The sequence below is a fragment of the Acinetobacter amyesii genome (assembly GCF_023499985.1).
Taxonomy (GTDB): Bacteria; Pseudomonadota; Gammaproteobacteria; order Pseudomonadales; family Moraxellaceae; genus Acinetobacter; species Acinetobacter amyesii.
This window is the reverse complement of sequence record NZ_JAMCOU010000026.1, coordinates 1-13,096: the sequence shown is the minus strand read 5'-3', so window position 1 is coordinate 13,096 and position 13,096 is coordinate 1. Positions and strand designations below refer to the sequence as shown.

14 protein-coding genes and 1 pseudogene are annotated in these 13,096 nt (G+C 41.0%); 2 read left to right on the top strand and 13 right to left on the bottom strand.

Going from position 1 to position 13,096, the window contains the following annotated elements:
- Position 1: 1 nt before the first annotated feature.
- The 10 genes and pseudogenes from M5F03_RS06645 to M5F03_RS06600 all read right to left on the bottom strand — a co-directional run bounded on the left by M5F03_RS06645 (position 2) and on the right by M5F03_RS06600 (position 8,471).
- Entirely contained in the window at positions 2 to 868 is an 867-nt protein-coding gene (locus M5F03_RS06645) for a type II secretion system protein N (RefSeq protein WP_249707593.1), read from the bottom strand.
- Positions 868 to 1,611, bottom strand: a complete 744-nt coding sequence (gspN, locus tag M5F03_RS06640; protein WP_180078023.1) for a type II secretion system protein N — start codon at positions 1,609 to 1,611, stop codon at positions 868 to 870. Before gspN ends, M5F03_RS06645 begins: the two co-directional genes overlap by 1 nt.
- Positions 1,612 to 1,778: 167 nt before the next feature.
- Positions 1,779 to 2,105, bottom strand: a complete 327-nt coding sequence (locus M5F03_RS06635; protein WP_180078124.1) for an H-NS histone family protein — start codon at positions 2,103 to 2,105, stop codon at positions 1,779 to 1,781.
- A gap of 142 nt (positions 2,106 to 2,247) precedes the next feature.
- Positions 2,248 to 2,679, bottom strand: coding sequence for an acyl-CoA thioesterase (locus M5F03_RS06630; RefSeq protein WP_078193123.1), 432 nt, complete (start codon positions 2,677 to 2,679; stop codon positions 2,248 to 2,250).
- A 9-nt stretch (positions 2,680 to 2,688) separates the two neighbouring features.
- Positions 2,689 to 3,882, bottom strand: a complete 1,194-nt coding sequence (locus M5F03_RS06625) for a heme biosynthesis protein HemY (RefSeq protein ID WP_249707591.1) — start codon at positions 3,880 to 3,882, stop codon at positions 2,689 to 2,691.
- A 6-nt stretch (positions 3,883 to 3,888) separates the two neighbouring features.
- Complete coding sequence (locus M5F03_RS06620) at positions 3,889 to 4,731, bottom strand: hypothetical protein (protein WP_249707589.1); 843 nt, start codon at positions 4,729 to 4,731, stop codon at positions 3,889 to 3,891.
- Complete coding sequence (locus tag M5F03_RS06615; protein ID WP_249707579.1) at positions 4,728 to 5,507, bottom strand: uroporphyrinogen-III synthase; 780 nt, start codon at positions 5,505 to 5,507, stop codon at positions 4,728 to 4,730. The genes M5F03_RS06620 and M5F03_RS06615 overlap by 4 nt, the downstream gene beginning before the upstream one ends.
- A 3-nt stretch (positions 5,508 to 5,510) precedes the next feature.
- The gene (gene hemC / locus M5F03_RS06610) at positions 5,511 to 6,428 is read right to left on the bottom strand and encodes a hydroxymethylbilane synthase (protein WP_249707577.1); all 918 of its coding nucleotides are present in this window, start codon (positions 6,426 to 6,428) and stop codon (positions 5,511 to 5,513) included.
- A 95-nt stretch (positions 6,429 to 6,523) separates the two neighbouring features.
- Entirely contained in the window at positions 6,524 to 7,264 is a 741-nt protein-coding gene (locus M5F03_RS06605) for a LytR/AlgR family response regulator transcription factor (protein WP_078193128.1), read from the bottom strand.
- 53 nt (positions 7,265 to 7,317) lie between these two features.
- A pseudogene (locus tag M5F03_RS06600) lies at positions 7,318 to 8,471 on the bottom strand (sensor histidine kinase).
- Here M5F03_RS06600 and argH point away from each other — a divergent pair.
- Positions 8,462 to 9,892, top strand: coding sequence for an argininosuccinate lyase (gene argH / locus M5F03_RS06595; protein ID WP_171319324.1), 1,431 nt, complete (start codon positions 8,462 to 8,464; stop codon positions 9,890 to 9,892). The pseudogene M5F03_RS06600 and the gene argH sit on opposite strands and share 10 nt — an antisense overlap.
- Before the next feature lie 27 nt (positions 9,893 to 9,919).
- The gene (locus M5F03_RS06590; RefSeq protein WP_078193129.1) at positions 9,920 to 10,192 is read left to right on the top strand and encodes an oxidative damage protection protein; all 273 of its coding nucleotides are present in this window, start codon (positions 9,920 to 9,922) and stop codon (positions 10,190 to 10,192) included.
- A 748-nt stretch (positions 10,193 to 10,940) separates the two neighbouring features.
- Here the strand turns inward: M5F03_RS06590 and pgsA are convergent.
- The 3 genes from pgsA to M5F03_RS06575 all read right to left on the bottom strand — a co-directional run.
- Positions 10,941 to 11,528: a CDP-diacylglycerol--glycerol-3-phosphate 3-phosphatidyltransferase gene (gene pgsA / locus M5F03_RS06585; RefSeq protein ID WP_078190467.1), complete on the bottom strand. Its 588-nt coding sequence runs from the start codon at positions 11,526 to 11,528 to the stop codon at positions 10,941 to 10,943.
- 104 nt (positions 11,529 to 11,632) lie between these two features.
- On the bottom strand, positions 11,633 to 12,427 hold the full coding sequence (locus tag M5F03_RS06580) for a thioesterase family protein (protein ID WP_078193130.1): 795 nt from the start codon (positions 12,425 to 12,427) through the stop codon (positions 11,633 to 11,635).
- A gap of 136 nt (positions 12,428 to 12,563) precedes the next feature.
- Positions 12,564 to 13,096: helix-hairpin-helix domain-containing protein (locus M5F03_RS06575; RefSeq protein ID WP_372491128.1), on the bottom strand; the 533-nt coding region annotated here is incomplete at its 5' end.

Genomic DNA, 13,096 nt, shown 5'->3' with positions numbered 1-13,096 from the left:
ACTAAAAATCCTGTTGTATGGTCATCACTTGATCACCACGTTTGACTTCAAGTTTCACCTGCCCTTCACGGCGGGCTTGTTCTAATAATTGCGCCTCAGATTGTCCTGCACCGACCGCCTGCCCATTTAAAGACATGATGCGGTCACCCGGCTGCAAACCCAATTTATTTCTTAAGGCTGCAGGTGTTCGATTTGAAACTTCAAACCCACCATTAACTGATGGATTTACCCCCATTTCCTGCATATATTGTTCACGATTTTCAGTCATGCGTTGTACGGCCTGACCAATCGCGGACTGCGTTGTGCTTTGCCCTAAATTTGCAGGATCAGTTGTATTTTGCATGCTGTTATTCTGCAAAGATCCGCCTGATGTTGCATTGGCTGTAGGGACAATCGGTTGATCTAATCCGTTTTCAATACCTTGGAACGCCAATTCACGCCGTGCACCATTACCCTGCGTTAAAATCACCTTATCCCAATAAACTTCAGCCAGTTGATATGATGAACCTTGAATGGTTTCTCCAACCAAGTAGCGATCTGAACTCTCATTGACCTTAATCACTGCCGACGAGTAGCGACTTGGCTGTCCAACCACCACACCTTGTAACACCATATTTAACTGCGCGTCAGCTGCTAAACTGCGATTTTCCTGAAACAAGGCAAAAGAACTAATATTAGGAACTTGCGTTTGCTGTGAACCCAATTCAACTCGGTCTAACTGCATGGCTTGTGGCGGTGCAATCAATAACCAAAATAAAGCGGCTAACTTCCAGCACAGGTACAAAATTATTAAAACCAAGACCGCAGGTGCAAGTCGATCTGTTTGCTTCCAATTGATCTCGCGGATTTTTTCTAAATAGTCAGCCATCAGTTCACCCCACTCAATAGAGGTTGACGCGAACTAATCACATACGTATCTAATCCAGCCTTACCTTCATAGGAAGCAACATTCATCAAAAAGCGCTGGGTTAATTGCACATCCAACATGAGGTCTGGCTCAAGTGACAAATTCATCATTTTTTGTTCACGTTGATCTCGAACATCAATCGACAATTTGCCATTATCATCTTTTAATTGGGCCAACATGGCAGGCACATTCATTGACTCTTGACGCTGTGCAAAGCTAAAGGATAAATCCCCGCCTGCCCACTGCATCTCACCTGATGACTGACTAAATCCCTGTTGTGGCTTATATTTAAACTGCACATCTTTTAATTGAATGGCATTCGTTGGCCATTGCCAATCGGCAAAACTTTTTAAGGTTTCAGGGGCAATTTGACCCTCTAAGTTTTTGATACTGATACTTTTGCCAAAACCATACCCCATCACACCTTGCAGTTTGGTATTACCACTATGAATTTCAACATTTGCACCTAAGCGCAATAAAATCAAATCCCACGGGCGCGTGTTCCAGTTTAACGAGCCTTTCAAGTTTCCTCGTGTCCAATCTGCTTGCCCGTGCCAAATATTGCCACTGACGTTATGTAGCATTTGGTTATTTTTATAAAACTTTGTAATGAGCCACGCTGCTGGTACTTGCAGCATAACGAAAATTAAAAAACTGATCGCAGCAAAAATGAGCCACCGAATATTATTAGTTTTATTGATCATCCCACCACAACCGATCCATCAATTTTTTTCCATCATTTAAACATTTTTCTTTATAGACACATTATGCATACTTTTTCTGCATAGCCAATTCAAAGAGATAAAAAAACCAGGCATTTGCCTGGTTTAATTATCCTGAACTCAGGATATGACGATTTCATGAATTATACTTAAATTAAGAAATCTTCTAGTTTCGCGCCTTTTTCCAACTCAGCCACTAACCAACGTGGTTGCTTACCACGACCAGTCCAAGTGTCATCTGCATTGGTTTTGCTACGGTAACGTGGCTCAACCGCTTTACGAGTTGATTTTTTACGTTTGCTTGAACCAAATTCAAGGATTTGTTCAACGCTTAAATCTAAATTTTCTGCAATTTCAATAATACGGTTGTACGCATCTTCAATCGCTTGATCTTTTTTAGATGCAATCAGCGCTTCAGCTTCTACTTGAAGCTTCTTTAACTCTTCAACTGATAAATTACTAATATCAGGCATAATCTTTAACTCCGAAATTTCATTTTAATAATGCTTATGAAAACTCGCTCATAATATTATAATAAAATTTTTATTCAATATATAACTTTCATTTTACTACAATATTTTAACACGACTCCTTAAAATATATAAAGTTAAATTGTATTTAAATATTATTTCCCACTGAAATCTCCAAAGCTTTTATTTTAGTTTTTATACTTTCTGGAATTGAAGTTTTTTGTAGGGTAGTTTTATCCACGCACACAATAACTGCATCGCCTGTTGCAACGATTTTTTGTTGCTTTTCACTCCATAATATATAACTCATACGAAATGCACTATTCCTTAATTCTTCAACGCGCGTTGCCACTTTTAAAATATCAGGATAAACCACTGGGCTTAAATATTTACATTGGCTTGAAGCCACAACCGTAACCACAGACTGATTAAATATATCCAACTGATCTAAATAACCAATCCGCGCACTTTCCATATAACGATAATAATGCACGTTATTTACATGACCAAAAGCATCCATATCCCCCCAAGCGACGTGTTGAGTATGAACCAATGAATATTGAGCTAAATCTTCTTGCATATAATGTCCTTATATTCGAATTTCCATAAAATTGGCATTATTTTCAAATATTAAATTTAATTGTTTGATCAAGTTATCCTGCTGATTTAAGGCTGACTTGATGCGTAAATAACTCATTAATACATCATTTGGATATAATTCTAACAATGCATCTGCTTCAGCTTGACGTGCTGTCGCTTGGTAAATATTCCATTTTGCAAAACTAAAAACAGGCAGCGCAGGATACTTTTCTTCCCAACGTTGAATCTGCTGTTCTACAGCCACATAGTCAGGGTTTTGCTTCAGCATTTTTTGCTGGAACCACAAAAAGAACACTTCTTTGTTAAATTGCTGTTCCAGCAAATGAATGGCCAATTGCTCATGCTCCTGACTCATCTCTGGCATACGAGACAAGACTTTCAACCATAGCACCTTGACCGCATATTTACGCTCTGTGATTTGATCTTGCAAATCCAAATAACGCTGCTTTAAATGCTGTAAGTCATCGACATCAGCTTGATCAAATGCAGATAATAATTGTTCCAACCAAGCTTGTTTTGTCAGCTCATCTAAATGTCCATAACGTGTCGAACGCAAATACAACCAAGGAAACTGCAACGCAAACATGCCCCATAGCGTGGTTAGGCGCTGCTCATAGGCACTACTGACTTTTTGCAACCATGGCGATAGTTCATGTTGATTTAAAAATTCAAGATGCGTTAAAGCCTTTTCACCCTCTTGTTGGGATAAATGAATTTCAATCCGTTGCAATTCTGCAAGTTCAAAAGCCATTGGATTGGTCTGAGTTAATGCATTTAGTGCTGTTTCATATTGCTGCTGAATCCAATATAAACGCGCATCGATCACCCCTTTTAATAATCCAGACTCAGTAAAAGCTTGCTGAATAAAGTTTTTTTGATCTTGTGCAGCATTTAAAAGCCAAATGACAGCCAATTGCTCATAGGGATGTAGTTTATTAAAACTAAAGACCGTTTCAGATTTACGTTGTTCTCGACTTAAATAGCGTTTAACCGCATACCAAAGCATTTGCACGACTAAACTCAGTAATGCTAGCAATAATGCTAAAAACCAAATATTGGATTGAACTTGCCATTCACGCCAGTATAAATACACATAACCTGCACCATGTCCAAAACTCAGCAAACTAATAATGGCGACAACCAATAAACTAATAAATAAATAGGCCAATAAAATATGTTTCATAGTCGATTATCCTATGAGTGCCCGAGTATTTAACAGCGGTACAGAAATAACCGGAATGTCCTTTAATTGTTCTAAACGTTGGCGTATCAATTTTAATGAAGCATCTGGCAATTGCTGCATAATTTGCATAATTTCAGTGATTTCTTGTTGAAATTGAGGATATTGTCCTTGATTTAAAACCTGCTGAGCCAAAATTAAACGTAACTGCATTTCTTTTAATACCAAGCTACGCTGCATTAATACGGGACTCGGTTGTTCGACTGATTCGACTTGAATCCATTTTTGCCAAAAAGAAAGACCTTTTTGCTGCTCTTTTGAACTATAGGGCTTTAATATTTCTTTTTCTAACAATTGATCGATCGATTGCAGAGTATTTTTCACTTTATCAGACTGCAACTGACGCTCTGTCACATATTGCTTTAAGGTTTCACGGTCTTTTTGAATTACCTGATGCAAACTCATGCGCAGTGCAGGTGCCAAGCTCAACTGATCTAATTGTTGATCTAATTGGTTTAATTTTTCCAAGGCGACAGCAAATTGTTGTTGCTGCATGGCAAATTCAACCAAATCAAGTTGCTGGCCCACAACCAACATCGGCTCAATACTATGGGTCGCCTCAGCAGCAATCGAAGCATTCGATGTCGTTGCAGCCGACATCTCGGTCGTTGTGCCGCTCAACTGACGTTTCAAAGCCACGACCTGATCATTCAAACCTGCATTGCGCTGTTGCAATAAAGTTTGTTGTTGCATCAGTTCGGTTTGTTGAGCATTGACCTGAAACAAATCAAAACTGAGTTTAGCCAACCAAAGTACGGCGACAATGACCACAACGACAAACAACTTCTTCATGTATTTCCCTGCACGACTTGCACATGCTGCAATATGTGTGTCGCGTTTAAATCTTCGAGTTGAATAATTTTAAAATCTTTGTTCAGTGTTATACGACTTTGCTCAAGTAGCTCGAACAACCTTACACCTAAAACTAAAAAATGTGCATGACTCAGCACTGATAAATGCGACTGAATCAGGTCAAGCCAATTGAGCCAACTGGCCTCACTGGTGATCAACATACAATATGGAGATGACAACTGATGTTCAGAAATGAGTGTTTTTACTTTTTGAGTGGTCTCTTCCGGTAGATGCCGTTCGTATAGCACAAAATTGAGAACCTGAATGCCACGTGCTAGCAACTGCTGCATCATAAATTGACGACCGCCTTCACCGCGCCAAAATGCAACGCAAGCCCCAGTCTCCAATTGTTCTAAATGGCTTAAGGTGAGCATTCCCTCCGAGGTTTCCACCTGCGGTACAACACTGTGAATGCCATAATCAGCCAGCTTTGCTGCAGTTGCATCACCGACTGCAACCCATTGAATATGTTCGAGCTGATCAAGTGAAATGCCTGCCTTACGCAAACCTTGCATTCCAAAGGTAACCGCAGAGGGGCTCACCACAACCAATACATCCGCAGCACTCAACTGGGCGTAGCACGCTACCAATGCTTCTGACCATGCCCGTGGCTTAAGCTCAAGTAATGGAAGCTCAGCCACAGCAACACCCGCAGAGCGCAGCGTCAAGCTAAGCTGCGTTGCACGATCTAACGGACGTGTATTGATAAAAAGCATGTATTAATACAGTGCCTTTAAAATTTCACCTGCACCTTGCGCTAACAAGTCTTGGGCCAATTTGACACCGAGCTGTTCAGCTTGTTCAGGAAGACCTACTTGCTGTGCTTTCAACAAGGTTTGACCGTCAACACTACCGACACGACCTTCCAAATGAATCTGACCATTTTCTAAGGTTGCATAACCTGCAATCGGTACTTGGCAGCCACCTTCTAGATATGCATTAAATGCACGTTCTGCGCGTACACAGGCATTGGTCTCTGTATGCATTAAGGGCAAAATTAAATCCAATACAGTTTGATCTTGGTTACGACATTCTAGGCCCAATGCACCTTGTCCAACTGCAGGTAAACTCACAACAGGCTCAAGAGTATGACGAATACGCTCTCCTAAACCCAGACGCTTCAACCCTGCACTGGCCAAAATAATCGCATCATAGTTACCCGCATCGAGTTTAGATAAACGCGTACCCACATTGCCACGCAGATCAATAATCTCAAGATCAGGACGTTGTTTTAAAATTTGGCATTTGCGGCGCAAGCTCGATGTCCCAACCTTCGCACCCTGTGGCAACTCATCAAAACTGTTATAGGTATTTGAAACGAAAGCATCTAATGGGTCTTCACGCTCACAAATCACGGCCAAGCTTAAACCTTCAGGCAAGGCCATTGGCACATCTTTCATCGAATGAACTGCCAAGTCTGCACGACCATCCAACAATGCCGCTTCTAATTCTTTTACAAATAATCCTTTCCCCCCAATTTTGGCTAAGGGGGTATCTAGAATCTTGTCACCTTGAGTCACAAAGGTCACCAACTCAACTTTCAAATTTGCATGAAGTGCTTCTAAGCGTGCACGAATATGTTCCGCCTGCCAAAGTGCAAGCGGGCTTTGTCGAGTTGCGATCTTAAGGATATTCATAAATTTTAAAATACAGTCTATTGGGCTATTATTCTAAACTTAACTTGCTCAGTTGAAAATGCAAGCTTAATTCGCAATGTGCTTTAACCCTTGCCCTATAATTTTTGTATTCGCTCGCGTAAATTCGGTAAATGCCGACGGCTGACCGACAAGCGCTCGTCTAAATCTCGACAACGCACTTGATATTGCCCTGAGCTTACAACCTCTAAACCATCTAAAAAGCTCACAGACACCAAGGCATTACGATGGATGCGTATAAAGCGATCACCAAATTCATGCTCTAAATCTTTCAGCGTTTCATCAATGAGTACGCTGCCATTTTTGTGCCGAACAGTGACATATTTCTGATCTGCAAGAAAATAGTAAATATTTTCCACAGGTACCAACTCTACACCACGATAGGTCTTTGCCGCGATTTGATGGCGGCTGATTTTAATTTCGTCCATATTTTCTTTTTGTTTTATCGTGCTCAATTGAGCTTGGGTTAATTTAGTTAAATGATCTAAAACCTGCTGCAATTCCTGTTGCATAACTGGTTTTAGTAAATATCCCTCTGCATTCGATTTAAATGCATCAAGTGCATGATGATCATATGCAGTGCAAAAAATAATAGCGGGCATGGGGTCTAATTCACGCAACAATTTCGCGCAAGTCAACCCATCCATTTCAGGCATTTGTATATCTAGTAAGATGACATCAGGCTCGAGGCTTTGAGCCAAGTCAATCGCTTGTTGACCATGTGAAGCTTTCGCAACCACTTGATGTCCAAGTTGAGTGACTAAACGTGACAATCGCTCTACTGCTAGAGGCTCATCATCACAGATTAGGATGTCCATTTCTCCTCCTTATCTCGTTAACGTCATTTATTTTTATTGGTCAACTGAGATTTCTATTTATATTGATATTGCACCACAGTCGTATACATTCCCTCGCCTGCGTAGGTTTGAAAAGTGACATGCTGACCATAATATGCCTCAAGTCGCTGTTTCACGTTTTCGATGGCAATACCATTCCCCTGACGTAATTTAATTGTATCCTGTGTATAGGGATTTGTAATAACGATATTAATTTGATTTTGTAATATTTCAATCAATATATTTATCGTACTCTTTGTCAAAATCTTTTCAACTCCATGAAAAATACTATTTTCTAATAAAGGTTGTAAAGTTAATAGTGGAATTTGTACTTGAGCGTATTGTTCAATACCTTCTAGTTTCCACTCCACCTTAAGCCGATCACCTAAACGCATTTGTTCAATGGCCAAATAACGCTGACACAGATCGATCTCATCTTTGAGACTTACCAACTTCAATTCTTGAAAACTTGCACGGAACAAGCGAGATAAATTCAGTAGCATTTGCTCCGCTTTATCTGGGTCAATCGCAATCAAGCTAATCACATTGTTTAAGCTATTAAATAAAAAATGTGGATGAATCCGAGCTTGCATAGCCTGAATGCGTGAGTTTAATTCACTATGATGTTGTCGACCCCACTGTTCTCTTAAATATAAATATCGAAAACAAAATGCCCCAAGCAACACACCATAGCTCAGATTTAAAACCACACCAGCAGTTAAAACGTCTGCACTCAAACCAGCTAAACTGAAATTTTCACCAAAATAGATCAAAACATTTAAAGTTATGGTGGTGAATAACACCAAAGCTTGCAATAAAACAAACCCGCTAAACATGAGCATTTTCATGCTTAAACCACACGTCTTACTTTGCAAAAGCTCTGAAAATGCAGCAAATGCCAATAAAATCCAGTTAATAAACAACACATGCTGCATGACACTGGAAAAACTTAAAGCATGCCACGAATGAGCTTGTGCCAAAGCCAAGACCAAAGCCACAATATTGCCCGCAAGAAAAAGCTCCCACAAATAATGCCAGCGGCCCATTTTTCTTGAAAATACAGAAATTGTCATAGGCCCAAACCTTGTCTAAAAGTTTGATCAACTTGCCCTTCGGCAACTGGGTTCGAATTTGCTATACTCTTGCTCAGTTCTATGCTTTTTATCTTATTGAGCCGACATGACCACATCTTCTAATTCCTCAAATCCGTCACAAGCCCAAACTTCAGGCATGTGGGGCGGTCGTTTTTCCGAAGCTACTGACGCTTTTGTTGCTGAATTTACAGCATCTGTACAGTTTGACCAACGCTTTTATAAACAAGATATTGCAGGTTCAATTGCACATGCAACCATGCTTGCAAAAGTCGGCGTTCTGACTGAACAAGAGCGTGACGATATTATTAATGGCTTAAACACCATTAAAGCAGAAATTGAAGCGGGTAACTTCGAATGGCGCATTGACCTAGAAGATGTGCACATGAATATTGAGTCACGCTTGACTCAACGTATCGGTATTACAGGTAAAAAACTACACACCGGTCGTAGTCGTAATGACCAAGTTGCAACCGATATCCGTCTGTATGTTCGCGACGAAATCGATGCGATTTTAGAATTATTGAAAAAATTACAAAAAGGTATCTTGGGCTTGGCGGCGAAAAATACCAATACCATCATGCCGGGCTTCACGCACTTACAAACTGCACAGCCAGTGACTTTTGGTCACCATTTAATGGCATGGTTTGAAATGCTGGTACGTGACTCAGAACGTTTAATTGACTGCCGTAAACGTACCAACCGTATGCCTTTAGGTTCTGCTGCACTTGCAGGAACAACCTACCCAATTGACCGTGCATTCACTGCCGAATTACTAGGTTTTGAAGCTGTCGCTGAAAACTCTTTAGACGCCGTATCTGACCGTGATTTTGGTATTGAATTCAATGCTGCAGCATCACTCATCATGATGCATTTATCACGCATGTCAGAAGAAATGATTCTTTGGACATCGGCACAATTCAAATTTGTGAACATTCCTGACCGTTTTTGCACCGGCTCTTCAATCATGCCGCAAAAGAAAAACCCAGACGTTCCTGAGTTGATTCGTGGTAAAACTGGCCGTGTATATGGTGACTTGATGAGCCTATTGACCCTAATGAAAGGTCAACCTTTGGCATACAACAAAGACAACCAAGAAGATAAAGAACCACTATTCGATGCAATTGATACTGTTCGTGGCTCACTCATGGCATTTGCCGACATGATCCCTGCACTAGTGCCAAACATTGACATCATGCGTGAAGCAGCGCTGCGTGGCTTCTCAACTGCAACTGACCTTGCCGACTACCTGGTTAAAAATGGCGTGGCATTCCGTGATGCACATGAGATTGTGGGTAAAGCAGTTGCTCTCGGTGTTCAAGAAGGCAAAGACCTTTCAGAATTAACCCTTGAGCAACTTCAACAGTTCTCTGACTTGATTCAAGCGGATGTCTTCGAAAAAGCTTTAACACTCGAAGCATCTGTCAATGCACGTAACCACATTGGTGGTACTGCACCTGCTCAAGTTGAAGCAGCAATTGAACGCGCGCATGCACGTTTAGAAAAACTTTACGCATAACTTTTTCAAGTTAAATGGAGTATTGATATGTCTCGACAAGTTTTTTGCCGTAAATATCAGGCTGAAATGGAAGGTTTAGACTTTGCACCATTCCCGGGTGCAAAGGGACAAGAATTGTTTGATACGGTATCTAAACAAGCTTGGCAAGAATGGCTAAAACACCAAACTACGTTGATCAATGAAAAACGTTTAAACGTGTTTGAAGCTGACGCGAAAAAGTTCCTTGAAGAGCAACGTGAAAAATTCTTCAGCAATGATGAATCTTTAGAAAAAGCCGAAGGCCTAAAGCCTGAGGCGTGATAAAGCGGAGCACTGCTCCGCCACGCCGCAAGACAAGCAGCTATGCTGTGCGTAGGCTTTAATTGAAAAGAATCTCCAATCTTGGGGATTCTTTTTTATTGCTCTAAAAATTACGCAAGACAAGCGAAGCGCTTAGCTTCAAATGTCATGAAGGAGTCCAAAGGGGCTCCTTTTTTTGTGCTTCGGAGCACTGCTATTTTCGCAAAACAAAGATGACGTCTGTGTAAGCTTTCATTGGGAAATGATCTTCATCATTGCTGAAATATCTTTTATCCATTGATCAATTTTATTTAAACTTAAATAAATGTATTTATTATTTAAATAATGTTAAATGTATTTTTATCATCACATATATCGATTTTCATTGTTTAAATCCAAACAAAACCTACCAAAGTTATCGGCCAATTTGTATCAAAAATTCTTAATGTAAATTTGTGATACATTTCTCAATAAAACACAACATTACACTACAATAAACTCCATGTATTTCTAAATCTGCTTTCCTATAATAGCAATCAAGAAGATGGAAACATCTTCCATAATAGCGATAAGTAACCCCGATTTTCCTTCCCAGATTTCCCCCAAAATCTGGGAATTTTTTTATCCAAAATTTGCGCCAACGTCTCACATTTAACTTCAAGCTCTAATCAAATGAAGCGCTGTTCAAACTAGTCAAACCCTCAATTTTTTCTAAAAACTCGGCAATAAAAAAGCCCCGATCACGGAGCTTTTAATAACTTACTTTAAATCAAGGTTGCTTTAAATACGGCCATGCGGCTTTCAAATATATAAACATCGACCATAACGTTAAAACTACGGCTGTATAGAGCAATCCATACGCCAACATTTCTAGAGGTTGCCAATTCAGCAAGAATACTGAAATCGCAATCATCTGAAATGCTGTTTTATATTTACCAACGGTTGAAACCGCAACACTGGTACGTGCGCCTAATTCAGCCATCCACTCACGTAGCGCAGACACCGTGATTTCACGTGAAATAATTACAATCGCTGCAAAGGCCATCGAAATGGTCGGTTGCCATTGCACCAAGACGATCAACGCAGTTGCGACCATCAGTTTATCTGCAACAGGATCGAGAAAACGCCCAAATGCTGAAGTCTGATTTAAACTTCTCGCAAGGTAGCCATCAAACCAGTCCGTGACAGCTGCGATCACAAAAATAGCGGTCAGCAATATATGACGTGACATGCTTGCAGCATGCTCACCCACGCCCATTGCAGGTGGCCAGTACGCCACCAACAAAAACACAGGAATTAAAGCAATTCGTGCCAATGTTAAAATATTAGGAATATTCAGGATTCGACCTGTTGTCATAGACACCCCAGTTTTCCCCTCATGCACGATGAAAATGCAAAATAATTTGAGGATTTATCCATCGTTAGTTGCACTCACTTTATACGAAATGCCCCACAGTGTCACTAGGCAAACACCGTAACAGTCTGTCGCGCAATCGCTATCAACTGGTTATTTTCATCCCATAAATGAGCATATTCTGTAGCGTATCCATCCGCTGCATAATCGGTAAATACTTTATATTTAAACCAATTATGCAAGCTTGATTGCAAGGGATGTACATAAGTCAATGTCCACGTTAAAGAACTCGCAGGTGCCATGGTTTTGTACATAGGCAGTACACCGGGCGGCCACATATCCATCGAGACCAGTAAATCAGCGACGGTCATCTTACGGTTATCATGGCGTTCTGGATTAAAACGCATCCAACCACTAAAGTCAGGCTTTTGACTTGCTGTACACGGATACTGCCCATCTACCCAGGCCAAATCCATTTGCTGAAAGCACTGGGGTGCAAGTGGATGATGTTCGGCTATCTTTAAGCTGCTCACTTCAGGAAAATCGGGTGCTTGACGCTCCTGATTGACGACAATGCTTGATTCACGTGGAACACCAAAGCTCGCCAATAAAATGCTTTGTACGGCATCATCTTGCCAAAGTCGAACTTCAATGGTGGTGACGGATTTGCCCTGTCTTAAAATTTCCGCACTTAAACGCACGGGCGCCAATTGTACTGGCCCAACAAAGGTCACATTACAACTGAGTAAACGTCGCTGCGGATCTGCAATGAGGGCAACGGCTTTGTGCATCATCATGCCAGCCACTAAGCCGCCATAGATCGTACGTCCTTGCAACCATCCTTCTGGAATCTCAACCCATTCATTGTGTTCAATATGTTGATACAACTGCGCGAGTGACATCATCATCCCTGATCATATTTTTGATTTTTATATCATTGTATAAAAATCAAATGATGTGAATGATCAGTGACTCATGCGTCAATGAGCATTTTGGCAAATTCAGACTTGATGCGTCATCGATTGAACTTAGTTCTCTCTATTCATGCAGGATTTTATAAATGGTGCGCGCCATCACATCGCCTAATCCCGGTACAAGTTTTAAATCATTTTCAGAAGCCTTCAACACCCCTTGAATGCCACCAAAATGGGTCAGAAGATCCCGACGACGTTTTGGCCCTAAGCCCGGGATCACCTCAAGTACCGAAGAGCCGCGCTTTTTATCTCGTTTCGCTCGGTGTTTGGTAATGGCAAAGCGGTGGGCTTCATCACGAACCTGTTGAATCAAATGCAGGGCTTTATGGTCTTCGGGCAATTGGATTTTTTCACCATCGGTAAAGTGCAAAGTTTCCAAACCTGGTTTACGCCCCTCACCTTTGGACACCCCGACCATAAAGGCATCGAGCTCGAGCTCCTGCATGACTTCCATCGCCATGTGTAATTGACCTTTGCCTCCGTCAATTAGTAGCAAATCGGGCAACATATGCTTTTTATAGCGGCGGGTCAGTGCTTGACGCATTGCAGCATAATCATCGCCTTCGGTAATGTCATTGATGGAAAATTGGCGATAGT